Raw genomic sequence first — 25,205 nt, forward strand, 5'->3', positions numbered from 1 at the left:
TTTCTCCCCTCTCAGCGAGTTGAAATTATATGGGGCCGTCGGCCGTTATTTCTGGTGCGATAAGGACAGGTATTTTTTTCCTCTCTCAACATATGTCGAGCGTACCAAGCTGATGGGCATGACTGACGGTTAAAAAATCTGTCAAATAATTAACCGTCGCGTCTTTGGCGTTTCTAAGGTCGGGCATGGTCCATCAACCGTACACTGGCTGTGGCGGGTAGTTGACTAGGAGGGTTATACCATTAACGTAATCGCTCACGGCACGCGGTCCGGCGCAACGATACCGCCTTCGTTCTCAAGTATGGCGATACGTTTAGCTTCAGATCTTGTTAATTTCAGACGCACGCCTATGCGGTGCGCGGTGCAGCGCCCAGCGCGCACGCGCGTAGCCCCAGCCGATGCGAGGACCGGCCCGCGGCGGCGGCCACCAGCGCGCGGGAGATGCCGGTGGGGCTGGGTAACTGCCTGTTGAACGCGAACGTGGTGAACGTGGCCGTTACTGGCACATCGAGCTCTCGCGCGGCCACCGCGCTCCATCGACAGGCCGTCCCGTGAGGGCGCCGCGAAGATCCGAGAGCACGCTGAGCCGCAGGCCGAGGGTGGTCCGCGCGAGTTCTTCCAGCAAGGCGTGGGGAATCGGCGGATCCGGCAGGGGCATGGCGCCACCGGGGTAGAGGTGGACCTTCGCACCAGCGGCCTCAATCTGGGCCGCGAACGCAGAGAAGGTGTGGTAGGTGACCAGGTGACCACGCCGGACGAGCTCTGCTACGATCGGCAGCGTCGGGTTGACGTAGCTGTGCATGCCGATGTTGAGGATGGTGCTCATCGAGAGGTCTCCGGATGCCGTCACCACGGGCTCCGTCCCAAACAGCCCAGGGCCGGCTCTGACCGGTTCGTCGAGGAACCGGTTCGCCGAGAATAGCGCGGCGTCGGCCAGCCGGCGGGAGTGGCTGAAGGCTCGGAGTGCGGGCCATGCGGCCATTGACGTCATCGTTCCACCGGCACCGTCACCCAGATCCGTCTCAATGGACCGACTGGAAGGCGTTAGTCTCAGCTTTGGTCGCGGCATTTCAGATTCCAAACACCTCATCGCCTCGTCCCCGCGGTGGTTGATGACCCTCGCCGTTTCGTCCAACCGACGTGGCAGCGGGGGCCTCTCCACCGCTGCCACGCAGCTTCGCTGTACAGCGCGGCAACTAGAAATCGATTGTGCGAGCGGCGAGCACATGCTCATAAGCGGCTGTGCGTTCGGCGTTTGGCGGGTAAATCCAGACCTCGTTTATCTCCTTCTTGACCGCCTTGGCCTGCGCGCCGGTGATTTCCACCTTGGAATCCCATCCGCGCGTAAAAATCGCGTTGTCGGGGCCAAGGTCGAGGCACGTCACATAAACGGGCTGATCGTAGGGAAGTGTCGGTTCTCCGAGCAGATCCGCTGCAGCGTTATGTCCGGCGAAGGCACCCAGTCGGCGGGCATGTTGACAGGACATGGCGGCGTAGTTCCCCGCCGTGTCGGTCCGCGCCTTGGCCGTATCGCCCGTCGCGAAGATTTGGCTCCTTCCCGGCACCCGCAGATCGCGTTCTACGATGACCCGGCCCAGATTGTCGCGCTCGGCCGGCAGTTGCGCGGTCAGCGGCGAGGCGCGCATACCGGCGGACCAGATCACCGTGGCCGTTTCGATCCGCTCGCCGTTACCCAGTGTCACACCGTTTTCGTCGAGCGCCCCAATGCCAACATTCAACCGCGTCTCCACGCCCAGCGTGCGTAGCCGCTCCTCGATGAAGGGTCGGGGGTCGGTGCCCATCGCCGGCGCGACATGTTCCGACCGATCGACGATGATGACACGGATATCCGCATCCTCGCCCATTATCTCGCGCAGACGTCCTGGCAGCTCGGTGGCGACCTCCAGCCCGGTGAAACCGGCACCACCGACCACAACCGTGTTGCGCGCTGTCGATGCCGGTTTCTGCGCCAGAGCGTGCAGGTGGCGATCGAGCGCCACCGCCTCGGCCATTTGCGTGGCGGCGAAGCCGAACTCGGCAAGACCAGGGATCGGGGGAGTGAAACCATCGCTTCCTGCCGCGAGGACCAGCCGATCATAGGCTAGGGTGGCGGAAGTGCCATCCGCCGCGACGACCGTGATCGCCGAAGCAACGCTGTCGATCGTCTCGACGCTACCCTGATGATAGTTGATATCAGTGGCAGCGAACAATTCCGTGAGAGGCGCGACCATCTGTTCGGGGTTGCGTTCATAGAGACGCGGACGGATGACCGTTTCTGGCGCAGGCGACACCACGGTAATGGCCAGTTCGTCCGGCGAGACGCCTTTTTCATGGCGTAGCCGGGAGGCGCCCAGCGCTGCCATCAGCCCCGCGAAGCCGGAACCAATAATCACGATATTCATAGACATGACATCCCTCTTAGTCCTTGTTGAAAACAGCTGTGATGCAAAGTCGGCGATCCCACCGACACGACTGTTCCACACCCGCAAGCGAGTTCGTGTGGTGCGTCGAGGAGTCCGAACGGCAATGTATGCGTTACCGAATGTCGCCTGCAGATCTTTCAGGCATCCATCGGCTCGAGCTGCAGCGGGGTGATGGTTTCTTCACCACAGGCTTCGCCTTACCCGGTCGGCAAATTGTCTCGACACGTCATCTATAATGAAAGCCGCGCGGAAGTATCCTATGCGAAGGTTCAGGATATCCTTGTCCGGAGAACAGGTAGCGATTGCATATTCCACTGAAGCCGGACGCGCCTAAGCGGGTGTAGACTCTCTCCCCCTTGCCATGCGTTCAGGCATATGCCGCCAAATGTGCCAGATCTTGCCGTTGTGCGCCGGGCATCAAGCGTCGACAACATCTCTTGAACAGGCATATCGTCTCACCCGACGATCGTCGGGTGTCACAGTTTGCTGGCGCCGGCTTCGCATGCCGACCGTCTGCTCAGTAGCTTTGCGAGGATGGCGAAGCTTCTTTTGCGCCGGCGAGCCAGTCGCGTGGCGCGCCGGCAAAGCGTCGCAACGGGGCCGAAGATTGCCAGGACGGCTGACGGCCGGGAAGTCGCGCAGGATCACGGTCGGGCCTCATGCGGGCCCGTTAATCAGTCTCTTATGGCTTGGTGGGTGCGGCCTACAAATTTCCAAAACGGACGCTTCGTTTCGACCAGTAGTCGACCGGGATCGCCGGCCTTGAGGCGCCCCCTTAGCAAGGCGTCCAGATCTTTTTGAACCGCCGGGTCGGACAGGAAGTAGCTATGGCCCGAAAAGCCCGCGTTTCCCACGTATTCGATGAAGTCGGCGACACCCGATATCTGTGAATTGCTCCACAGCGCATTTGAGCTCGCCGCTTTGGAACCTATGCTGGTGCTCGTCAAACGCCCAAGCCGAACAACGCTTCCAAACAGAGCACTCGAGAGGGCGAGCGCCTTGTCATTGGGGGACGAATAGACGGTCAGATGCAGCGAGCCAACGGGCGGCAGGAGGCCATAGGGACTTGCTCGTGTTCCGAATGGAACATCCGGATCAGACACGAAGCCGAACAGTTTTGTTGTGGCGACATCCAGATCAACGTCGGGGGCGAACAGCACGACATTGTTGATTTTGTAGCGCTCGCCGAGAGACGTCCGGGTGATGTAGCCTTCCATTCCGAGTTGATAAAGGGCGGAGAGCAGAACATCCGCACCGCGGCTGTGTGCAATAAGATGGAGGCGCTTGACGCGGTTGGCTGCGGAGAGGGTGCGAATGGCCTTCTTTAAATCCAGGACAGCGAACTCGCCGGACTCCCGGTCGATATTGTAACCATAGAACGCGCCGCCCGCCCCGCCCGCGGGCCATGACAGCGACACGCACACAAACTCCACGGACAGTGTGTTGCATATCTTTCCGGTGGCTTTTGCCGCGTCGTCGAAACTGTTGTTGTAACCATGAATGAAAACAACCACCTCCTTGCGTTTCGCCTTCGCAAGGCGATCGTTCACCTCACCCTGCAATGCTGAGGCTGCCCGGAGATGCGCATCCACAATGGCGGGTACCCGGCGGGGACCTTGACCGGTGAGTTCAATGGAGTATGGCGACTGCGGAAACTCTCCTCGTTTGGTTATGTGCAAGACGTCTAGCGACGATCCCTTGCGGGCAAGCGTCACGGAACCGTAGCTCATGGAATGGCTGCGAAACGAGCTGTAGGAAAGTTTGCCATCAACCGAAGCGGAAGGCGCTCGGTTGGTCACGTAAAGTATACCGAGTGGCTTGCCCTGTTTGGCGTGAGAAACGGACGCCTTTCCTGCGATCGGGTGCTTGCCGGTTCTGTACTGCGAGTTTGAGCATGATGGCGACAATACAAGGAACGGCAGCATAAACACCAAAAGCGCGAAATTGATCAGTCGCGTTTTTGGTGAATTTTTAGAATAGTTGTTCAATGTGCAATCCGGGCTCGGCCGGTGCCCCTTGCTGTCGGCCGTCAATGGGTCGCCCTCGCTTTGGCTGGCATTCGGCCAGGCGTCAGGGGCCCCGGCGGCGCGGCCCGCATGAGGCTCACCAGCAGCAGCCCAGCAATGGCGCCCCAGAGGGCGATGGCAAAGCCGTGGATGATCGACAGGACATCGTCCTGGCGGCGGACCAGACGCGCGAGCGTGGCGATGGCGCGCTGGATAGCTACGGATGCTGACATGACAGCTCTTCCCTCCTGTGCTCTCGCTTCTCTCGAACAAGTGCAGCCGCACTTTGACGCGGCTGCATGGCTGCTTTCCTTCCCGGATCAGACGCGCGTCACTCCACCGGCATGACAGCCGGAACATCCTTCTTCTTGAGCAGGACCACGATGAATCTGGCTGGGCTCGTCTTGCTCGCATTCCGGCTGACGAGGTGAATATCGGAGGGGTTCTCGTAGTAGGTTTCCCCGGGCGCAACGGTGACCTCTTCGCCGCCCTTGACCTGCATGACGATCGAGCCCTCCAGGACGTAGACGAAGGCGTGGGCGTTGTGTCGGTGGATTGGGGAGGAGCCACCGGGCTCATACTCGACCGACAGCATCAGCCCCTCTTTTCCAGGGTAATCTTGCAAATCCTTGGACATCAGTGGCGTGACCTTTGCGCTATCCTCTGCTGCTGCAACTGGCAGGGCGCCAACGCCGGCAGCGGTCGAAACGAGCATGATGCGTAGGATGGTTTTCATCGTCGCTTCCTTGTGGTGCGAGGCGGATCGTCCGGGGATTTCCGCAGAATCGGGGTACACTTAACACGCCGGGGTCTCGCTCCAGCGTCAGCTCTTACGAATGGGTCGCGCAAACCCAATTCTCACCCGGCGAGGCGAGGGGGGCGGGCCGCCTGCCGAGCGTGGCCGCATCCTGTATCGCACTATAGACCCGCAGCAGCCGCAAGTCGGACAAACTTACGCCGAAGTAGCGTGCCTCGGGATCGGTGATCGGCTCGCCGGGATCGCGGCTGGCGTCGACTACGACCGTTTCATCGCTGAGGGTTTCCGCATCTGCGATTGTTAGTCTGCCGATGGCGGCGCACGAAGAGCAGCGCGCGCAGTCTTTGCCGCGACATCCCGGACCGGCATGGGTTGGGTTCGAGGCGTCTCCTGTGATGCCGGCTCCCTCCGGGAGCGATGCGGTCGATCTCCTCGATGACGGCGGCGTCCTGCCAGGTGTTCATAGGGGTGCGGACGATGAGCGCCTCGTCCGGTAAGGTTTCGTGATCTCGGAGAACAACAGCCAAGCTCTTTTCGGCAACGGTGGCGTAGCCTCGCCGACGCGTTCCGCATCCATCGCCCATGGGGTCAACCAGCCGTTGGCGGCTGCGTGGCGAATTTGCTTGCCTGCCAACGTTGGCTTTAAGACGCTGGACCCGCATCCGAACGCCCAACTCGGCGGACATCGTCAGTCACACCCGCGCCTTGTTCAGACGCATGCGGCCGCGGTGCGACGGGCGAGCACGCCCGGCGCCACCTGGGTCCTTAAGAAGCGGTCAATAGTCCCAGAAGGCCGGGACCCAGCGGAAGGCGCCCCGATCGACTGCCACATGTCCGACGGACGGGAACGGCAAGTGCGTGGCCACCAGGTATTCGCCGGTTCCTGCAAGTTCCTTCAAGAGACGGATACGAACGCGTGCCGCCTCCTCGGGATCGTGCTCGAAGCCGTTGTACCATTCGGGATGTTCGAACCCGACCGCGAACACGAGGTCGCCGGCAAATGTCAGCTTGTCACCGCCGGATGCCACGCGAACCACGCTATGCCCGGGCGTGTGGCCACCGGTGCGGTGGGCAACCACGCCCGGCGCCACTTCGCACCGCTCATCGAACGGCCGCAGTTGGCTGGCATATTCCTTCATGAACCGCTTGGCGGCTGAGCGAAGCGCGTCCGGGAACCCAGTCGGCATGGAGACACGGGAGAAATCGGGTTTCTGCCAGAACTCGACTTCGGCGGCCGCCAAATGGATCTGCAGATCCGGACGCAGTTGCTCCTTCACGCCGTCGATGAGCAGCCCGCCGATATGGTCCATGTGCATGTGGGTCAGAACCACGTCGGTGACGGAGGCAAGATCGATGCCGGCGTCGGCCAGGCGCTTGATCAACTGCCCGGCCCGCGGGAGGTTCAAATCGGGGTCTAATCCCAGGCCGGCGTCGACAAGAACGGTCCGGTCGCCGCTCCGCACTACCACGACGTTCAGTGCCCAGTCGTAAGCGTCCGGCGGCAGGAACATGTCTTTCAGCCACTGGGCCCGCTCGGCCGGGTCGATGTTGTGGGCCAGCATGGCAGTGGGAAGGGGCAGCACCCCGTCGCTAACGATTAGCACCTCAATCTCGCCGATCTGCATGGCGTAACGCGAGGGGACCAATTCGTCAGGCTTGCGGGGGGATGCTGTATCCAAGTTCGGTTTTGTGTCCTGCTGGCTATTCATGTGCGGTTTTGCTTCTGCCTGTGACATGATGCGCTCCTGTTTGCGGGATCGAGATAGGCCTCGTCGCTTACACTAGGTTGGAGCGTGTCGGCGGTCGACCGCACCAGGGGGCAGGGAAGGCAACACCTTGGGATAGGGCGGTCTGCGCTGCCGATGTAGCGCAGCGAGCATTTGATAGTGAAGAGGCTGCACGAAGGCGTAGTGCTCTCTTCCGCCGAATAGGCGCGCGGCGTGATGGAACCGTGACCACGACGCCGTTCTCCGGCAGCCGCGTGATTGACGCCCAATACATGGATTTCCATAAGTTGCGAGGGGGGCAGGGGAGGATTAGGCTGATCATCCCGTGATTTTCTTGTCCGGCAGGAGCAGCTGATATGAGCGTCTGGTCGCACCGCCCCCAATTCTTGCATCTGGGGCTCTTTAGCCTCGCCTATGTCCTTGGATGCGGATTCGCACAGTCGCTTGCGATCGTGCCTGGAACCGGCATTTCCATTTGGCCCCCGGGCGGGCTTTTTATGGCAACCCTCGTCCTGGCTCCCCGACGCGGCTGGCCGTGGTGGCTGCTCGTGGGCTGTGCGAGCGAGATGTTCAGCAATGCCGTGTGGTTCCACAGTCCGCTGCCCGCAGCCTTCCTGATCTATGTCGCCAACGCCCTTGAGGCGATGACCGGCGCATGGCTGATCCACCGGGCGTTGAGGGGGCCGGCCCGTCTGGAGAGTCTGCCGGAAGTTCTCGCATTTGTCGGGCTAGGCGCAGGGGTTGCGCCGATAGTGGGCGCGAGCGTGGGAAGCGTGACGCTTGCCTGGTTTGGCATCCAATCGCAAACCGTCACCGCCGCATGGCCCCTGTGGTGGATCGGCGACGCCACGGGAGTTCTGATCGTCGCACCGCTTACGCTCGTCGCGGTTCAGAACTGGCGCGGCAAGGATCATCTCTCCACCGCGCAATGGATGGAAATCTGTGTCCTGGGATTGGTTTTTCTCGGTGTCGCCGCCTTTTCTCTGAGCGGCTACCTGCCATTCGCCTACATCACCATGCCGCCTCTTCTCTGGGCGGCCGTCCGCTTTGAGTTCAAAGGCGCCGTCGTTACGCTGATCTTGCTCGCGCTGGTCACGGCCGTTTTCACATTATCCGGCACCAGTCAGTTTGCCGGCAGTCCAGAGGCGCAGCGAGAAAAGCAGATCATGCTGCAGCTCTTTCTCGCAGTTTCTGCATTGTCCGCACTCATCGTGGCTGCCATATCCCGTCAGTACCAGCTGGCACTGCTAACAGTGCGTGAAAGTGAACACCAACTTCAGCAGCTTATTGACGCGGTTCCCACTCTCATCTGGTGTACGACGCCGCAGGGAATTCCATGCTATCTCAACAAGCGGGTCATGGATGTCACAGGTGTCACTCTGAAGGATCTGATCGCGCCCGACGGGTCGCGATCCCTCACCGTCGTCCATCCGGATGATCGCGTAGCCATGGACGAGGCTTTCGCCCGCTCATTCGAGACGGGTGAGTCTCTTTTTTGCAGATATCGTCAGCGCCGAGCCAATGGCCCCCATCGGTGGGTTGAGAGCCGGGCGGAACCTTTGCGCAACGAGTCCGGCGCGATCGTCCAGTGGTACGGCGTGTCCGTTGACATCGAAGACATGGTGCGGGCGCAGGACGCATTGCAAGACCGGGAACGCGAACTTTCGCAACTCGTGGATATGGTTCCGAGCCACGTCTGGCGGCTGAGGCCGGATGGGGAGCTTTCCTTCTTCAACAAACGTATGGTCGACTTCCTCGGTCTTAATGCGGCGGAAATGGACAAGCCCGGCATGAACCGGCTGGACGCGTTCATTGAGACTGTCGTCCATCCGGCGGATCAAACGGAGTTCCGGAGTACCCTCCGACAGAGTCTCGCCACCGGCGGTAGCTTCGCGATGCGCTATCGGCTGCGTCGCGCCGACAGCTGCTATCGATGGATGTCGAGCCGTGCGGAACCTATGCGTGACCAGGCCGGTTGTATCATCCAGTGGTATGGCATTTGCCATGACATTGACGATCAGATGCGGGCCGAGGAGGCGCTGCGGCAAAGCGAGCAACAGCTTGCGCTCCTTGTCGACGTTGTTCCGGTCGCTATCGCCAGTCTGACGCGCGACGGCGAGCCGACCTTCTTCAATAAGCGCCTGAGCGATTTTCTCGGCATCGACGTAGCGGATACGAACACGCCCGGAATGACCCGGCTTGCGGCCGCGATCGCGGCCGCCATTCACCCGGCAGATTCCAAAGATTTCGGCGATGAACTCAACCGCTGCCTCGTCACTGGCGAGAGCTTTTCCAGGAAATATCGTCTGCGTCGCGCGGACGGTGCATATCGCTGGATGGAAGGCCGCGCCGAGCCGCTACGCGATCAAGGCGGAGCGATTGTGCAGTGGTACGCGGTTGCTCTCGATATTGAGGTTGAGGTGCGGGCACAGGAAGCCTTGCAGGAGCGGGAGCGGGAACTAACGCTGCTGGTCGATATGGTTCCAGTTCACATTGCACGTATGGCGCCCGACGGTGAGCCGACTTTTTTCAGCAAGCGTACTTTGGAATCTCTCGGGTTGGAGAACGTCGCGGGTTGGGACAATCTCGATAGGAGTCGCTTGTCGGCCCTCATAGGACAAGCCGTTCATCCCGAGGATGGACCCCGTATGAAGGAGGTTCTTGGCCATGCTCTCCTCACCGGTGAGTCCTACACGATACGATATCGACGACGTCGTGCAGATGGCGTCTATCGCTGGATGGAGGGTCGTGCGGAGCCGCTGCGGAATCAAAGCGGAGAGATTGTGCAATGGTACGCGGCTGCCATCGATATTGATGACGAGGTACGCGCGCAGCAGGCGGTGCGGGAACGCGAGCGAGAACTCTCGCAGCTGGTAAGCATGGTCCCGAGCCTTCTTTGGCGTCTGAGCCCCGACGGCGAGCCGACCTTTTTCAATAGCCGGCTGGTAGACTTTCTGGGCCTGAACCTGGCGGATTTGGAGAAGCCGAGCACGGACCGATTGGCGGCCATCATAGAAGCTGCCGTCCACCCGGATGATGCGGACGATCTTGGCGAGGCGCTCAACCGTTCGCTCATCACCGGCGAGAGCTTCTCCAAGCAGTATCGTCTTCGGCGTGCAGATGGTGTCTATCGCTGGATGCAAGGCAATGCGGAGCCACTCAGAGATGAGAGTGGGAGCATCGTCCAATGGTTTGGTCTCTCGCATGACATCGACGATCAACTGCGCGTCCAGGAGGCGCTACGCGAGAAAGAGCGCGCGCTCTGGCAGATTGTTGAGACGCTGCCGGCAATGATCGACTGTGCCGCGCCGGACGGGGAACCGGTCTATCGCAATCCTCGGCTCCGCGACTTCCTTGGCTATAAGCTCGAAGAGCTGGATGGGACCGGAAAGTCCCGGTTGGAGGGCACGCTTGACGCGGGCGTTCATCCGGATGAGGTCACCGGCGTCAAGGAGAACTATGCTTACTCGCTGGCGACGGGGGAGCCCTATGCGCGAAGGCACCGCCTGCGGCGTTTCGATGGTGAATATCGCTGGGTCGAGACGCGTGCCGCGCCGATGCGCGATGACGAGGGCACCATCGTGCAGTGGAATGTCATCTGCCTGGATATTGACGGCGAGGTTCGGGCGGAGGAAAGGTTGCGACTCGCGCAGGAGAGTCTCGCGCGTGCGAGCCAGGCTGCCAGTCTGGCGGAACTCTCGGCTTCCATTGCCCACGAGGTCAACCAGCCTCTGGCCGCGGTCGTGGCAAATTCCCATGCGTGTCAACGCTGGCTCACAGCCGCGCCGCCAAATATCGAACGCGCGCAGCGCACGGTGGAGCGCATCGTCCGGGATGCAAACTCAGCGGCGGAGGTCGTCAGCCGTATTCGCGCCCTGTTCAAACAATCGGCGGAAACCAGGACCCATGCGGCGCTGTCCGACGTCGTCAACGAGGCACATAAACTCATGACCAGCGAGGCGCTGCGGCATCGCGTGCGGATGGACGTCAATATCGACAACGGCCTGCCGGATATCGCAATCGATCGTGTTCAGATTCAACAGGTCCTGGTCAATCTCATGCGCAACGGCATGGAGGCGATGGATTCCATTTCAAGCGACAAAGTGCTTGGGATGCGCGTGCGCCAGACCGGGGACCTCATCCAGACCGAAATCAGCGACCGCGGCCCGGGCATCGAATTTCCGGAGAAAATGTTTGAGCCCTTCTTCACGACGAAGGAAGACGGCCTAGGCATGGGGCTGGCGATATGCCGCTCGATCGTCGAAACGCATGGCGGACGATTGTGGGCAGAGCAAAACGAAGCGCATGGTGCAACATTCATCTTCACCTTGCCGGCTGAAGCGAAGGCCGCGCCATGACACGCGATGATTATGCCGTCTTCATCGTGGATGACGATGAGCGAATTCGGGAGGCGCTCATCGAGCTCCTCGAATCTCATGGCATGCGCGCCATGGTGTTCGGATCGGCCGGCGACTATGTGTGCGCGAGCAAGCCGGATGTCCCAGCTTGTTTGGTGCTCGATATCGAATTGCCCGACATCAATGGTCTCGACCTTCAAAGGCAGATCGCGCAAGGCGGCCACCCGCCGATCGTCTTCATTACGGGCCATGGCGATATTCCGTCCTCGGTGCGTGCCATTAAGAGCGGAGCCGTGGACTTCCTAACCAAGCCCTTCAGCGATGCCGACCTCCTGGCGGCGATTCAGGCAGCGATCGCGGAGGACCGAAAGAAAAGAGCGGAGAACGCAGATCTCGGCGAGTTGAGGCAACGGTATTTCAATTTGACACCGCGCGAGCGCGACGTGCTGCCGCTCGTCGTGAGCGGTCTTCTCAACAAACAGGCGGCAGCCAAGCTCGGGATCAGCGAGGTCACGCTGCAGGTCCATAGACGGAATGTGATGCAGAAAATGGCGGCGGCATCGCTCGCCGATCTGGTGCGCATTGCGGAGAAACTGGATGTACCGATTACCCACTCGCGTCGGGTGGAAGGGAATGAACATGAATAAGACAAGACATGTGGTGGCAATCGTCGATGACGATCCAAGATTGCTCGAATCGGTTGGCGACCTGCTGGAATCGGCGGGTTACCTTGCTCGCGCCTTTCCCTCCGCCGCGTCGTTGCTCGGCAGCGGATTGGCGGACCTCGATGTGCTCATCACGGACATCGGAATGCCCGCCATGGACGGGTTTGAACTTCGCGATCTGGTTAAGAAATCACGTCCAGAACTGCCGGTGTTCCTGATCACGGGCCGACATGAAATAGCCGATCAGGGAAGGGCGCAGGGTATCAGTGGATTTTTCCGCAAGCCCTTCGATGCCCAGGCCCTGCTTGCGGCTATTGCCGATGCCTTAAACAAATCGAGAAATGGAGGGTGACATGAGAGTTGACCAGTATTTCCCGCGCGGATCGTCGTCGCCGCAGCAAGGAGGTGTCACGGACCAACCGCTTGTCATCATTGTCGACGACGACGCCTCCGTTCGAGAGGCGCTGTCGGAGCTGATCCTGTCGGCTGGCTTGCAGTCGGTCAGTTTTGGATCGACGCGCGAATTGTTTGATGCCGGCCTTCTGGACAATCCCGGCTGTCTGATCCTCGACGTGCGCATGCCGGGAGAGAGCGGACTTCATCTGCAACGCCATTTGACCGAGAGCGGCAATCCCAAGCCGATCATTTTCCTGACCGGACATGGCGATATCCCGATGACCGTCCAGGCGATGAAAGCCGGCGCCGTGGATTTTCTCACCAAGCCGGTAAGGGACCAAACGCTGCTCGACGCCGTGACCGCAGGTATTGCCATGGATGCCACGCGACGGGCGGAAGCGGCGATTGCCAAACGCAATATCGAACGTGTTGAAATGCTCACCCACCGCGAGCGCGAGGTTCTGTACGAAGTCGCGCGCGGGCGCCTCAACAAGCAAATCGCCTTCGATCTCGGCATCAGCGAAGTGACCGTCAAGCTGCATCGCAGCAATGTCATGCGTAAGATGGAGGTCAATTCCATCGGTGAGTTGATCCGGGCCTGGGGAACTCTGCCTGTATCGATGCACGAGGCTGGTGTTCGCCTGAACCGATCCGCCTAGCGTGCGAGTGGCAGCCTAAACAAATTTGGCGAGCGTTTGAACAGATTTCCCAACGTTCGCTTGCGCCGGAATTTCGCCGAAGTTTCAAGGGCAGCTTGGGAAAATCGTCGTGATCGCCAGTTCACTAGTCCCATCAAGGCGACCATGCCCGCGCAGGAAGCCGATTGTGGAAATCCGCGCTGGAAATCGGCTCATTCATCTTCATCACAACAATCATGACCACTGGCTCCGCCATTGGTTATCGATACGATTGGAAATCTCCCTATCTTGGCATCGTGTAGGGAGATGCCTTTCTCAAGCGCGAGGTTTTGGAGCACTTGGGACCATGGTGACCGACCAGCACGCGGACGACGCCTTGGCCGAACTCGACGCCCATTTCGAGTGGATCGGCGAACGGGTCGGGCGGGACAATTGCCGGGGTTGCCCGCAGATCAACACGGCAGCCGATTTCCGGAAGCCGGTCACCCCGCCCGCAAGGTCGCCGAAGCCCACATGCGTGAACGGCGGCGGCGCCTGAAGGCCATCGCCGGGAGATTGGCGGGAATTGTACCCGACCGGCTTGCCGGGCAACTCGCGGTGCTGATCAACGGCGCTTTTGTCAGCACGCAGTCTTCGAGCTCGGCGAGGCCGACCGGTTTGCTCCGCGATGCCGCCCATGCCCTGATCGCCACCAGCCGCAGCTTCTTGCCGGCAGGGTGCGGTCGCCATCTACGCGGCTCCAGTTCGCATCTCATCGAGAGCTAAACGTCTGATTTCGACAATATCTTTCATCTTAGGTTTCAATTTCCATCAACTCCGAAATCCCATCGACCGTGCCGAAAGATGCCAGAGGATCAGCGCGTTCCATCGGTGGCCGAGAAATGTCAGCCAATCTTCGACAGGGCACTCCGAGGCATGGCGCGGCGGCCATGCGGGATCATCCAGAACCGCAAGCGCCAAGCTGAGACCGTCCGGCGGCTTCTCAGCAAGGCCGGGATGCACTGACCATGGGTTCCTGCGGTCCTTCGCGGACATGGACGTTGGGTGTAAGCCTCCTAGACCACGGTGTGATTTCGTCTCCATTGCGAACGGAGATAATGAACCACATCAGAAACGGACGAAACGAACGGCCGGCAGATGGAGGCGAGCATGGATGTATATGAGGCAGTCACAAGCCGCCGGTCGGTGCGCGGATTCAAGGACAAGCCTGTGGCAAGGGAGGTCCTCGAGCGCGTGCTGACGGCCGCAGCCTGGTCGCCATCAGGATCGAACATCCAGCCGTGGAATACCTATGTCATGACCGGCGCACCGCTGGCGGAGCTCAAGACATCAGCCGTCGAGCGCGTGGCCCATGGCGACGCCTGGGACAAGCGGCAGTACGAGATGTACCCGCCCGCGCTGAAGTCCCCGTACGGGGAGCGCCGATCCGCCTTCGGCAAGGAGCGCTACAGCGCGCTCGGCATTGCGCGTGAGGACTGGGAGGCGCGCCAGCGGGCAGCTATCGCCAACTGGAACTGTTTCGGCGCCCCCGCGGCCCTGTTCTGCTACATCGACCATGACCTGGGCCTGCCGCAATGGGCCGACGTCGGCATGTACCTGCAGACCGTCATGCTGCTGCTGCGCGCCGAAGGTCTGCACAGTTGCCCGCAGATGGCGTGGTCGCAGGTTCGCGAGACGGTCGCGGAGGCCCTGTCACCCCCGGACGGGCTCATCCTCTTCTGCGGCATGTCCATCGGGTACGAGGACCCCGCGGTGGGTTACGCCCGTACAGGCCGCGCCGCACTCGCCGAGACAGTCACCTTCCTCGGCGATGAATGATTTGCGCTCAATGAACAAGAGACCCTTCTGTGATCTCCGCGTATCATAGGTCCGTTATCACGCGAGATATTGGAGAACGCCATGACCACGCATAAAGTCGGTTATCTCATCGGCAGCCTCGCCAAGGGCTCGATCAATCGCAAGCTCGCCAAGGCGTTGGTGCGGTTCGCCCCGCAGGAACTTGAAATGTCGGAGATATCCTTCAAGGACCTGCCACTCTACAGCTACGACTATGACGCCGACTACCCTCCGGCCGGCAGGGTATTCAAGGCAGCAATCGCGGCCGTCGACGCCGTGCTGTTCGTCACGCCCGAATACAATCGCTCGATCCCCGGCGGGCTGAAGAACGCAATCGACTGGGCGAGCCGCCCCTATGGAACCAACTCGTTCACACGCAAGCCGTCGGCGGTGATCGGCACGTCACCGGGCGCGATAGGCACAGCCGTCGCCCAGCAGAACTTGCGCAGCGTGCTCAGTTTCTGCAACTCTCCCCAGATGAATGCCCCGGAAGCCTACATTCAGTTCACACCGGGGCTGATCACCGATGACGGCGAGGTCACGAACGACTCCACCGCCGAATTTCTTCGCACGTTCATGAAGGACTTCCATGTTTTCATCGCAAGGGTTCGCTCAGTGCTGCCGAAAGATGCTTAGAGACCCTTGATACTGCGACGCGATGCCACGGGATGTTTCCACCATGTTGAGGCAACTCTTCCACTGGGCGCGCAAGGGCTGGGCTTGGCGCGCCACGTGAAGTGTAGCTCGACGGCGACGCCAGCTTCCGTACACTAATCAAAATCGTGGCGGGAAGGGGTGTTTGAGGGGAGACGGCTTGGACTCCAAGCGAGACCAGACTTTCAACTAGCCCTTATGGGACAATTTGGCGACTTGCGGATTGAGGTAGAGACAAAAGCGGCGGTTTTCTGGCAGAAGGTTACGAGCGTTTGACGAAGTGAGCTGCTATGATTAGCGATCCGGGCATCGTCTCGGCCCAGCGGGGTCCTTCTTTGATCCCAACCGGGCCGAGGCCGCCACGCGCGAACAAACAAAGGCGCGCGGGGCGCAAGGTTGAACATGCTGAGTGAGCCACCAGGCGCGGACCTGATGGCTGAAGCCCGTCTTAGACGACGTGCTTGCAGGCCGAGGCTGGCGTGCGCGTGTCCATGTTCCGGCCCCGATTGAGGTGGTCGTCGATTTCCGCCGCTGCACCGATCATCCGGCCGAACAGAAAGGTGGTGAAGGCGGCGGTTTCAAGATTGCGGTCGGTCATCTTGCCGGCCTGATGATCCTTCCACAGCACCGCCAGCAGCAGCGCCGCGATGATCGCATCGACGTTCACGCAGAATACATAACGGCTGGCCCCTACCTCATAAAGCTGGCGCACTAGCTCGCGATAGAAACGGTGGAAAACGTTGTATTCGCCGCGTTCCTCCATGAATTTCGCGATAAAACGTTCGCGCGGGTCGAAGTTTTCCGATTTCCCCTTAAAGACCGGATGGTGGACGCCAGGCAGCGCGCGGACCTCTGTTCCCAGTTCCTTGGCTTGCGCCTTTTCCCGCTTGTAAGCCAGCGCGAAATCCCGTGCCATCGCAGTCAGATCGAGCCCATGCGCGGGATCTGTCGGGTCCTCCAGCCCCTTACCGCGGAACTGCTCCAGCAAGAATGCCATGCCCTCGAAGCCGTTACCGCCGTGGCTATAGCCGGAATGGGTCAGGAAGCCGACCATCGCCTTGTTGATCTGCACCCGGCCGGGCGTCTGCGGACCGTCGGCGGACACCGCGCCCTTTGCCCCCTGTGCCGTGATCGACCCCGGCCCGTTCGAGATTAGAAGGCCGATGAGGATCTGGACGTAAAGCGCCTCGGTGGGATCTGGCTTCTTGCCGGTCATCGCCAGACAGCAGATATCTGCCATGGTCCATTGCGAGAAACGTTCCTCGCGCGGAATACCCCACAGGCTGCCAGAGCGGTGATGCTCGCCCGGAATGGTCGCGCCGACCATGACACCGTAAAGCCGCAGATACCATGGCAGCGTCTCGGCCGTCAGACGGCTGATGCGCTTGCGAGCCAAGGGACCCCAGGCGATGGTAGTGGTGATCGCGGCCAAGATTGCGTCGCGCGACAGCCGTTGGCCAAAGCCCAGCAAAAACCGCAGGAACACCGACTTACCGCCCCGCGCCTCGATAGCGGCCAGCATGGCTTCGGGTCGGGGATCATCTGCATCCTGGGGCGTGGCAAGGAACAGTGCTCGGGTTTCATTATCCACCGAGATATCCGACACGTCGAAGTCGTCGTCCCGGCCGTCGCACAGGCCGGATTGGGCGAACAACGTGATCAGCGCACGGGCACATGCCAGCGCGCGTTCAACCCGGCGCGGGCCGGTGATCGCCGCCGCCACCGACATGATCGTATTGGGCGAGTTTCCGGCATCGCGCGCCGCATCCGCAGCCAGCAGGATCGGGTCGCCGACCAGATTGACCTCGGCCGCCACGGCCACGTCCAGTAAGGCTCGGTCATGAGCATCGGCGATTTCGTGGACCAACGGTAGCGCGAACATCGCCTCAAGAGGTTGCAGCGCCAGATCCAGCACGCGGTGGCCGTGGACGCTGGTTACCTGCGTCTGCGGGTCCATCAGCGATGCGCCCGAGGCGTCCTTCATCGACTGCCGCGCCATCACCGCGCCGATCTGCTGCGACCGGACGGCGATCTGTTCACCGTAAGGCGGTGGCGCGACGACCGTAGGAAGGACCAGATCGGGGGGCAGTGTCAGCCCCTGATCGTTGGCGATCCACGGCTTGAGCGACAAGGATCCGCGCGGAGCGAAATCCGGGTGGATGCCGTTCAGCGCCATCACGGCTGTCAGGGCCGCTGGAATATCGGCGATATTGGTGACAAGGGCTCCCTTTGCGGAAACATGCGGTGTTTCAGGCGTGTAGATTCCGTCGACTCTGAATGCCTCCATGAACCAGCGTTCCTTGTCCTCGGCGCTGTCGCCCGAGCCGGCCATCGCTCCGGCATGGCCGACGGCGCGGGTTAGCTTGGCCTTCCAGCGGCCGACGACGCAGGCCACGACCGGCTTCTGCCAGTCGATGTTCTTTTCGTAATAACCGCCCGGTTCGGCGTAGAGCACCCCCGCCTTGCTGCGTTGATCCTTGGCAAAGGCCAGCGCAAAGTCGCGCGCCGCATATTGGATATAGACGTCCTTGCCCGACGAGATCAGCGTCGTCGTGCCCCAACCCGCCGTGGTCAGGTATTGTGCAATGGTCGTGGTGAAGCCACCCGAGTTGGAAAAGATCGCGACCGAGCCCTTGACTAGCGACTCCTCGGGGTGATCGCCGCCCAAGGCGCCGCCGATGCGGACGCGGTTCCAGCTGTCGGCCACGCCAAGACAATTGCCGCCGATGATATCAATGCCATTCGCCTGCGCTATCGCCCGAATTTCGCGTGCGTCATGCACGGCGATCTTTTCGGTTATGATGATAATCTTGCGCAGGTAGGGATTTACTCGGATCAGTTCTGCCACGCCGTCCCGCACACCAGCTGGCGGCAGGTAGACCACGCCAGTGTTGAAGCTGTGACCGGCGCGAATGCCCTCCAGCACGGTGTTGAACACCGGGATATCGCCGGCAGGCGTCTTCAGCACCTGACCCGAACGGCCGGGCGAGGTGCCGAAGACAACGTTGCCGCCGGAATAGCCATTGCTGACCGGGGTCACGGTGCGGCTTTCGCCGCCAAGGATGTTTAGCACGCAAACACGATCCTCCGGTGAGGCGATGGCTTCGAGCCGGTCCAGGCCAAGGAAATAGGGAAGGCCGGAAATTGCTTGTTGTCGCATGGCTTTCTCCCTAGGCCGCGATGTTCATGGAGCGTGCGATCTGCTCGCGCCCGCCGGCGCGCATCCAGTGGTCGATGCGCTTGGCGTAGTTCACGACCTCGGAAATCGCGCTGTCGAAGCCGAAGAAGCGGTACGGCACGCCCAGACTGTCCAGCGTATCGGCCAAATTGCCCATGCCGCGCACCAGGTTCGGACCGCCGCGCCCGACGACGACGTAGAGGGGTACCGGTCCATGCTTGGCAAAATGTTCTCGCAGCGCGTCGCCCATGCCCCGAAAGGTTTCGAGGATATCGGTGTTGTTCGACTTGCCGCCGATGATGAACAGCACGTTGGTTTGTTTCAGGAAATGGCGATAGCAAATCGCGGCCACCGCCTTCATTTTCTCATAGGGCGGGTTACCGCCAAAATCGGACGAGATGATCGCCGCCTCGCCCAGTACCTCGGTCACAAGGCTGTTTGCGCCGCCGCCAAAAGTCGGAGCAAGGATGCTGCCGGCTTCGTTGATCACGAACACATCCGATTGACCCTGGTGGGTCCGCAGCTGATTCACTTCTTGTTCGAAATCCGAAATGTCGGCAGCAAAAAGATGCGGCGGCAGGCCCAGGCGACTAACACGAGGATCGTCGCGATCGAACGCGCACTTGAAGTCACAGGCAATCGGCGTCAAGCGCCCTTCCTTGCCCGGCCGCATGCGGATCGGGTTCAGCTCCAGCGTGGTCATTCCGTAGTGGTGCACCAGTTCCCACAACTTTGGCAGATGCTGGACCAGCGGCGAAATCACCTCTTTCGGCGCGCCGATATCGGTCAGCGCATTGGCCACGACAAACGCCTTTAACCCGGTCAGGGCATCGAAGGGGATCGAGACGATTTCGGTCTTGTCCAGCTCTTCGATATCAACACCCCCGCGGTGGGTGATTGTCATGGTCGGTGCACGATATCGGGTGTCGTCGGCGATCGAAAAATAGATCTCATGCTCGGCCGGAACGCCCGCTTCGAAGGTGACTCCATTGGCCTTGGCGGTGGCGTTACCGTGGCGGTGTTCCGCGAAATACAGCCGTTCCTTTTCGGCCAGTGCCGTGCGCAGGTCGCGGGCCTTGCCGATCAACCCGGCCTTGCCCTTCTTGCCGACGCCGCCGCGAAAGACGGGCTTGACGAAGACAAGGCCGTGGCGGTCGATCATCGCCTGGATCTGGTCTTCGGACGCATCGGGTCCAAGCACCTCGGTCGCAGGAAAGCCGACATGGGCCAGCAATTGTGCACCCGTGAGCATTCCGGTCACTTCCATGAGTTCCTCCTGTGGTACCTGAAATATGCAAGAAGGAACACGGCCCGAAGGCCGTGTCCGCAAGTCATCAGTCCGTGAAGATCTCGTCGCGCGATTTGCGCATTGAGGGCAGGACAGCAATGATCAGCGCGACAAGGCCGATCATCAGCAGGACAGCCGATAGCGGCGAGGTCAGGAAGGTGGTCATGCTGCCGTCGGAGATGATCAGCGCCTGACGCAGCTTTTCCTCGAGCAGGCGGCCCAGCACGAAGCCAAGGGCAAGCGGTGCCGCCTCGAACTGCAACTTGTAGAGCGCAAAGCCCAGCAGCCCTAAGATGCCCGCCATGATGACCTGACCCGCGTCGTTCGAGATCGAGAACAGGCCGATGCAGCAGAAGGCCACGATCGCCGGAAACAGCAGGCGGTAGGGCACCTTCAGCAGCTTCACCCACACACCGATCAGTGGCAGGTTGATGACGACCAGCATCAGGTTGCCAATCCACATCGACGCGACCAGACCCCAAAACAGGTCAGGGTTATTCTGAATAACCTGCGGGCCGGGGACGATGCCCTGGATCATCATCGCGCCGACCATTAGCGCCATGACAGCGTTCGGCGGCAGTCCCAATGTCAACAGCGGGATGAACGAGGTCTGCGCTCCGGCGTTATTGGCCGATTCCGGGCCGGAGACAGCTTGCGGCACACCTTTGCCGAAATCCTGTGGCCGGTCTGAAATCCGCTTTTCCAGCGCATAGCTGGCAAAGGGCGCAAGGATCGCGCCATTGCCCGGCAGCACGCCCAGGATCGAGCCAAGGCCGGTTCCGCGCAAGATCGCCCCAAGATTTTGGCGCAGTTCTTTCAGGGTCGGCAGCAGCCGTCCAATCGTGCCGCGCATAACGTCGCGCTTTTCCGGGTCGGCGAGGTTCTTGAAGATTTCGCCAAAGCCGAAAACGCCCATTGCCAGCACCACGAACTCGATGCCGTCGGTCAGCATTTGCAGCCCGAAGGTCATCCGTTCGCGCCCGGTTTCCATATCCGCGCCGACACAGGACAGCAGAACCCCCGCGACGATCATCGCCAGCGCCTTGACGAGAGAGCCATGCGCCAAGACCACCGCCAGCACCAGACCCATAATCATCAGCGAAAAGTATTCTGCGGGGCCGAACAGCAGCCCAAGCTTGGTCATCGGCATTGCCAGCGCCGCGATGACGATGGTCGCGAAGGTGCCCGCGATGAAAGAGCCGATCGCCGCCAGCCCCAGTGCAAGACCCGCCTGCCCCTTCTTGGCCATCTCATGCCCGTCGATGGCGGTGACCACCGCCGTCGCCTCGCCGGGGATATTGACCAGGATTGCCGTGGTCGAGCCGCCGTATTGCGCGCCGTAATAGATGCCGGCAAGCATGATCAGCGCGCCGGTCGGGTCCAGCGACAGCGTGACCGGCAAGAGGATCGAGATTGTCGCTACCGGGCCTACGCCCGGCAACACGCCTACCAGCGTGCCGATCAGGCAGCCGATGAAGCAGAAGAAGATATTTTGCAGGGTAAAGGCTACCGAAAGCCCGAGACCCAGATGTTCAAACATGGCCATCATGTCAGTATCCGATCAACCACGGCGCTACAGCCAGCGACAGCCCAAGCGCGTAACGGAACAGGGCGATGCAGACCACGGTCAGGATCGCCGCGAAGATCAGCAGTTCGCCATAGCGCACATCCTTGGCAGCGATGCCGGAGAATATGATCGACAGAGGCGTCGCCACCGCCATGCCCAGCACCGGCACCGAAAACGCCCCGAAGTCATAGCCGCGGATGGTGATTGCGAACAGGAAGACGCCGATCAGAACCGGCAGCATGTCCCGAATGGGCCAGCTTCCGGTGGTTTCCGCCCGGTCATTCCATGTCACCGCGATCTGCATCAGCCCCAACAGGATGATCATGATCGACAATGCGCGCGGCAACAGGCCCGAGCCGACGCCACCCTCGCCTTGGAAGGGCAGGTCGGAACCGGCCCAAAGCCCGAAGAGGCCAAATACCACGAGGCTGAGACCAGCCAGCCTTTCGCGGCCGAGCCATGGGTACGACGGCGGGGAGGCAGGCGGGGTTGGAGGACGAGCGGGGAGATCAACGTGGATAACCTCTTGGGTCATGGCTTATTCCACCTTGATGTCTGCGGCCTTGACGACCTCGCCCCACCGCGTGCGCTCGGCAGCCATGAAGTCGGCAAACGCCTGTCCGACGAGGTGCGACGGAACGCCACCGTCCTTTCGCAGGCTCTCAATGAAGGCCGGATCGGCGAGCGTTTTAGCGGTGGCATCGGCCACCTTGGTGCGCACATCCTCCGGCAGACCTTTGGGTCCCAAAAGACCATACCAAGCCGAGGCGCTGTATTCGGGCAGGCCGGATTCTGCTACGGTCGGCACCTCGGGCAACGCAGCAAAGCGGTCTTTGCCGGTCACGGCCAGCGCCTTCAGCGTGCCATCCTGAATCAGACCGATCACCGACGGCACGGTCGTCACCATGAAGTCGATATGACCGCCCAACAGGTCGTTAATCGCCGGGCCAGCGCCTTTATAGGGTACGTGCTTCAGCTTGATTTCGGCCATCTGGCCCATCAAGAGCGTGGCGACATGACTGGCCGAGGCATTGCCCGCCGAGCCATAGACCAGCTCGCCTGCCTTCGCCTGCTTCAGCAGTTCCTGCATCGAATGGACTTGCAGGCGCGGGCCGGCGACGACGACCAGCGTGGCGTCGGCGATCATGGCGATGGGGTCCAGCGTCTCGGCAGGGTCGTTACGCAGCTTGAAGATATGCGGGTTGACGACCATTGGACCCTGGTTGCCGATCAGCAGCGTGTAGCCGTCGGGATCGGATTTGGCGGCGACATCGGTGCCCATGTTGGCCGCGGCGCCCGGACGGTTTTCCACGATGACGCGACCGCCAAGCGCCTTTTCAAACCGCGCTGCAAAGACGCGCGCGATGGCGTCGGTGCCGCCACCCGCGGCATAGGACACAACGATGGTCACCGGCTTGGACGGATAGTCCTGCGCCATGGCGGGCAGCGCGGCAAGCGATATAGTCGCCACGCTCACGGCAAGCGAAAATCGACGAGTGAATTTAAGCATGTGTTCTTCCTCCCTTGGTAAAACAGTCTGCGACGCCACACAGCGCCCACAGCTTAGTCAGTTTTTGCGCCGAACCAGCGCAGCTCCTTCAAACAGTCGCCGGCAGGTGCGGGTGATGAAGACGACGGGGTCAAGCGTCGTTTCGTCCCGTTCGACACGGACATCTATTCGCCCGGTCGGATGTTCCAGCGTGAGGTCGGCCGGAAAGTTCAGTTCGGGCAGCATGGCGCCGACAATGCTGTCGGGCAGCGTCGCAGCAATGGCAATCGACACGGCCCCGGTTGTGGCCAGCGACGTGTGGCAGGCATGTGGCGTGAAATAGCGCACGGCCAGCGTGCCACCGTTGCGCGGCGTCCCGATCAACACGGGTTTGGGCAGAACCGAGTCGCGGACATCGCCAAGACCCATCCGCCGCCCTGCGTCGATCCTAATTTCCTCAAGCTGGGCCATGAATTCCGCGCTGGCATCCAGTTCCGCCGCGCTTTCGGACCCGGTCAGTCCGAAATTCTCGGCCCGCGCGATGACCACGGGGGTTGCGCCGTCGACCAACGAGACGGGGACGCCGTTGATGATTTCCTGCGGTGTGCCCGACGGCAACAGCATACCAGTCTTTGCCCCCACTGCTTCAAGGAAGGCAAGATAGACCGGCGCGGCAGTGCCCGGAACGCCGTCGATCGCGGTTTCGCCCTGATAGCGCAGCTCGCCACCCGGCGTCTGAATCCGCGCCTCGATGATCTTGCCGGTGTTCACATTGTGCACCCGCACGCTAGTTTCGCCCCTCTGCGCCGAAATCAGCCCCTTTTCGATGGCAAAGGCCCCGACCGCCGACAGCATGTTGCCGCAGTTCGGCCCGGTATCGACCGCGCGCTCCAAAACCTTCACCTGCGCGAACAGGTAATCCACATCGGCTCCGTCGCGCGTCGACGGCCCGACAATGGCGACCTTGGATGACAGCGAATTACCCCCGCCAAGCCCGTCAATTTCCAGCGGGTGGCCCGATCCCATCATCTCGATCAGCAACTCGTCACGTTGCCGCGGGTCGCTGGGCAGATCGCTGTTCAGAAAGAACGGACCTTTCGAGGTGCCGCCGCGCATCAGCACGCAAGGAATGCGTATCTGGTCGTCCATGTGTGATTCTCTCCTGCGGCAAGATCGCGTCGTCTCCCAAGGACTAGAGTGAGCCAAAACAACTGTGTTGTTAATTGCAAAGAATTCGTACATTATTCAGTAATGCGGAATAATTTCGAATTTCTGGACTTACGTGCCTTTCTAGCGGTCCTCGACCTGTCGTCGTTTCACGAGGCTGCAACGGTGCTGCATCTGTCGCCGCCGGCGCTTTCGCGGCGCATCCGCGGACTCGAAGAGGCTGTAGGCGCGCAACTGATAGAACGCACGACACGGCGAGTCGCGCCCACTCAGATCGGGCGCGAACTGGCCCCGCTGGTTCGTCGCCTGGTTGATGAATTTGAGGAATCGATCCTGTCGATTTCCGAGCTGGGCGGGCGACATCGCGCTCAGGTCACGCTGGCTTCGGTGCCAACCGCCGCGTTCTACTTTCTGCCGCGCGTGATCGAGGCCTTCAACCATCGTTTTCCCGGAATCCGTTTTCGTATCATGGACTTGTCAGCCAATGAAGGTCTTGATGCCGTAGCCAATGGCGAGGTGGAATTCGGGATCAACATCACGGGGGCGACGCGGGACGATTTGACCTTCACGCCGCTGATGGAGGATCCGTTCGTCCTTGCTTGCCGACGTGACCATCCGTTTGCTTCGGAAAAAACCCTGCCATGGTCGGCGCTGGAGGGGCAGCCGCTGATCGGCGTGTCCAAGAAATCAGGCAACCGCGCGGTGTTGGACCAAGCATTGGCAATGGCAGACCTGCGGCTGAACCTGAACTGGTTTTACGAGGTGAACCACCTGTCGACATCTTTGGGACTGGTCGAGGCCGGACTGGGCATTTCGGTCCTGCCCCGGCTTGCCACGCCGCAACGCGAACACCCGCTGATCGCGACAGTACAGTTGGAAAACCCGATAGTTGTGCGATCGATTGGTCTGGTTGAACGCCGAGGTGTGCGGCTGTCGCCCTCGGCCCTGCGGTTCCGCGACATGCTGATCAACGAATGGCGCGGCGGCGCGGCAGAGATAGCGCGATCTCGCAGCGAGAGAGGGGCGTGAAACGATGTCCTCGATCGATTTCGCGGG

At 61.1% G+C, this 25,205-nt stretch carries 19 protein-coding genes and 1 pseudogene; 8 read left to right on the plus strand and 12 right to left on the minus strand.

The window, feature by feature from the left end; all coding sequences use genetic code 11:
• Nucleotides 1-496 precede the first annotated feature (496 nt).
• The 6 genes from A3AY_RS35535 to A3AY_RS0118955 form a co-directional block, all read right to left on the minus strand.
• Nucleotides 497-826 carry a glycosyltransferase gene (locus A3AY_RS35535; protein ID WP_234913218.1) on the minus strand — a complete coding sequence of 110 codons (330 nt, stop codon included), beginning with the start codon at nt 824-826 and terminating at the stop codon, nt 497-499.
• A gap of 370 nt (nt 827-1,196) precedes the next feature.
• Nucleotides 1,197-2,402 carry an NAD(P)/FAD-dependent oxidoreductase gene (locus A3AY_RS0118935; protein ID WP_018327243.1) on the minus strand — a complete coding sequence of 402 codons (1,206 nt, stop codon included), beginning with the start codon at nt 2,400-2,402 and terminating at the stop codon, nt 1,197-1,199.
• A 695-nt stretch (nt 2,403-3,097) separates the two neighbouring features.
• Nucleotides 3,098-4,411: an alpha/beta hydrolase gene (locus tag A3AY_RS35545; protein ID WP_040668963.1), complete on the minus strand. Its 1,314-nt coding sequence runs from the start codon at nt 4,409-4,411 to the stop codon at nt 3,098-3,100.
• Nucleotides 4,412-4,452: 41 nt separating this feature from the next.
• Nucleotides 4,453-4,662, minus strand: coding sequence for a hypothetical protein (locus A3AY_RS0118945; RefSeq protein WP_018327245.1), 210 nt, complete (start codon nt 4,660-4,662; stop codon nt 4,453-4,455).
• 98 nt (nt 4,663-4,760) lie between these two features.
• Nucleotides 4,761-5,165 (minus strand): cupin domain-containing protein, encoded by a 405-nt coding sequence (locus tag A3AY_RS0118950; RefSeq protein WP_018327246.1) that lies wholly within the window; start codon nt 5,163-5,165, stop codon nt 4,761-4,763.
• A gap of 797 nt (nt 5,166-5,962) precedes the next feature.
• Nucleotides 5,963-6,922 carry an MBL fold metallo-hydrolase gene (locus tag A3AY_RS0118955; protein WP_083925991.1) on the minus strand — a complete coding sequence of 320 codons (960 nt, stop codon included), beginning with the start codon at nt 6,920-6,922 and terminating at the stop codon, nt 5,963-5,965.
• A gap of 347 nt (nt 6,923-7,269) precedes the next feature.
• Between A3AY_RS0118955 and A3AY_RS0118960 the strand changes: the two genes are divergently transcribed.
• The 7 genes and pseudogenes from A3AY_RS0118960 to A3AY_RS0119005 all read left to right on the plus strand — a co-directional run bounded on the left by A3AY_RS0118960 (nt 7,270) and on the right by A3AY_RS0119005 (nt 15,442).
• Nucleotides 7,270-11,271, plus strand: coding sequence for a PAS domain-containing protein (locus tag A3AY_RS0118960; RefSeq protein WP_018327248.1), 4,002 nt, complete (start codon nt 7,270-7,272; stop codon nt 11,269-11,271).
• Nucleotides 11,268-11,918 (plus strand): response regulator transcription factor, encoded by a 651-nt coding sequence (locus A3AY_RS0118965; protein WP_018327249.1) that lies wholly within the window; start codon nt 11,268-11,270, stop codon nt 11,916-11,918. The genes A3AY_RS0118960 and A3AY_RS0118965 overlap by 4 nt, the downstream gene beginning before the upstream one ends.
• Nucleotides 11,911-12,288 (plus strand): response regulator, encoded by a 378-nt coding sequence (locus A3AY_RS0118970; RefSeq protein ID WP_018327250.1) that lies wholly within the window; start codon nt 11,911-11,913, stop codon nt 12,286-12,288. Before A3AY_RS0118965 ends, A3AY_RS0118970 begins: the two co-directional genes overlap by 8 nt.
• Before the next feature lies 1 nt (nt 12,289).
• The gene (locus tag A3AY_RS0118975; protein WP_018327251.1) at nt 12,290-12,991 is read left to right on the plus strand and encodes a response regulator transcription factor; all 702 of its coding nucleotides are present in this window, start codon (nt 12,290-12,292) and stop codon (nt 12,989-12,991) included.
• Between the two features lie 306 nt (nt 12,992-13,297).
• A pseudogene (locus tag A3AY_RS35550) lies at nt 13,298-13,735 on the plus strand (hypothetical protein); the annotation flags it as partial.
• Between the two features lie 384 nt (nt 13,736-14,119).
• Complete coding sequence (locus A3AY_RS0119000) at nt 14,120-14,788, plus strand: nitroreductase (protein ID WP_018327254.1); 669 nt, start codon at nt 14,120-14,122, stop codon at nt 14,786-14,788.
• A gap of 81 nt (nt 14,789-14,869) precedes the next feature.
• On the plus strand, nt 14,870-15,442 hold the full coding sequence (locus tag A3AY_RS0119005; RefSeq protein WP_018327255.1) for an NADPH-dependent FMN reductase: 573 nt from the start codon (nt 14,870-14,872) through the stop codon (nt 15,440-15,442).
• A gap of 466 nt (nt 15,443-15,908) precedes the next feature.
• On the opposite strand, the gene A3AY_RS0119010 is transcribed toward A3AY_RS0119005, so the two are convergent.
• From A3AY_RS0119010 to A3AY_RS0119035, 6 genes are all read right to left on the minus strand, one after another.
• Complete coding sequence (locus A3AY_RS0119010; RefSeq protein ID WP_245275935.1) at nt 15,909-18,500, minus strand: CoA-binding protein; 2,592 nt, start codon at nt 18,498-18,500, stop codon at nt 15,909-15,911.
• Nucleotides 18,501-18,630: 130 nt separating this feature from the next.
• A complete protein-coding gene (locus A3AY_RS0119015) occupies nt 18,631-19,905 on the minus strand; it encodes an ATP-grasp domain-containing protein (RefSeq protein WP_018327257.1) in 1,275 nt (424 codons plus the stop codon).
• Between the two features lie 67 nt (nt 19,906-19,972).
• Complete coding sequence (locus tag A3AY_RS0119020; protein WP_018327258.1) at nt 19,973-21,475, minus strand: tripartite tricarboxylate transporter permease; 1,503 nt, start codon at nt 21,473-21,475, stop codon at nt 19,973-19,975.
• A 1-nt stretch (nt 21,476) separates the two neighbouring features.
• Nucleotides 21,477-22,028 (minus strand): tripartite tricarboxylate transporter TctB family protein, encoded by a 552-nt coding sequence (locus tag A3AY_RS35555; RefSeq protein WP_026203613.1) that lies wholly within the window; start codon nt 22,026-22,028, stop codon nt 21,477-21,479.
• Nucleotides 22,029-22,031: 3 nt separating this feature from the next.
• Nucleotides 22,032-23,003, minus strand: coding sequence for a Bug family tripartite tricarboxylate transporter substrate binding protein (locus tag A3AY_RS0119030; RefSeq protein ID WP_018327260.1), 972 nt, complete (start codon nt 23,001-23,003; stop codon nt 22,032-22,034).
• Between the two features lie 57 nt (nt 23,004-23,060).
• Complete coding sequence (locus A3AY_RS0119035) at nt 23,061-24,131, minus strand: 4-oxalomesaconate tautomerase (protein ID WP_018327261.1); 1,071 nt, start codon at nt 24,129-24,131, stop codon at nt 23,061-23,063.
• Between the two features lie 102 nt (nt 24,132-24,233).
• Here A3AY_RS0119035 and A3AY_RS0119040 point away from each other — a divergent pair, with 102 nt between their 5' ends.
• The gene (locus A3AY_RS0119040; RefSeq protein WP_018327262.1) at nt 24,234-25,178 is read left to right on the plus strand and encodes a LysR family transcriptional regulator; all 945 of its coding nucleotides are present in this window, start codon (nt 24,234-24,236) and stop codon (nt 25,176-25,178) included.
• Nucleotides 25,179-25,205 lie beyond the last annotated feature (27 nt).

The organism is Rhizobium giardinii bv. giardinii H152 (assembly GCF_000379605.1).
GTDB lineage: Bacteria > Pseudomonadota > Alphaproteobacteria > Rhizobiales > Rhizobiaceae > Pararhizobium > Pararhizobium giardinii.